Source organism: Burkholderia sp. BCC1638 (assembly GCF_902833195.1).
Classification (GTDB): Bacteria; Pseudomonadota; Gammaproteobacteria; order Burkholderiales; family Burkholderiaceae; genus Burkholderia; species Burkholderia diffusa.
On the sequence record NZ_CADFEC010000127.1, the window covers coordinates 1 to 474 of the forward strand.

The 474-nt window shown below is 64.1% G+C and carries 1 protein-coding gene; it reads right to left on the minus strand.

The window, feature by feature from the left end; translation table 11 throughout:
• A partial coding sequence (locus HWX22_RS31530; RefSeq protein ID WP_347879492.1) for an extracellular solute-binding protein occupies positions 1 to 473 on the minus strand: 473 nt, incomplete at its 3' end.
• Between the last annotated feature and the right edge of the window lies 1 nt (position 474).

A 474-nucleotide genomic window follows, 5' to 3' on the forward strand; every position in this document is an offset into this window, starting at 1 on the left:
GTCTGCGGATCGTTGCGCAGCGCGCGCGTGCCGGGGAAACCCTTCACGTTCCAGAAGTCGGCCCAACTGTGCGGCACTTTCTTGACGGTCTTCCTGTTGTAGCCGATCACGCTCGAATAGAACTCGTACGGCACCGAATACGGCGTGCGGTATTTCTCGGGGATCGAGGCGGCATTGGGCATCTTCGAATAGTCGAGCTTCTCGATCAGGCCATCGTGGCCGCCGCGCAGGCAGTTCGAGGTGGGCGTGTCCACCACGTCCCAGGTCGGCTTGCCGGTGGCGCCCTGCGCCTTGATCTGTGGCCAGGCGTCGGGGATGCTGTCCTGGTTGATCGTGATGCCGAGCTGCTTGGCGGCCGGATCGAGAATGGCCTTGGTTTGCGCCTCCTGATAGGCGCCGCCCTGCGAAACGAAGGTGATCTGGCCGGCGGCGAATGCCGGCGCGGCGTTCGCGCTGGCGATCGCGAGTGTTATG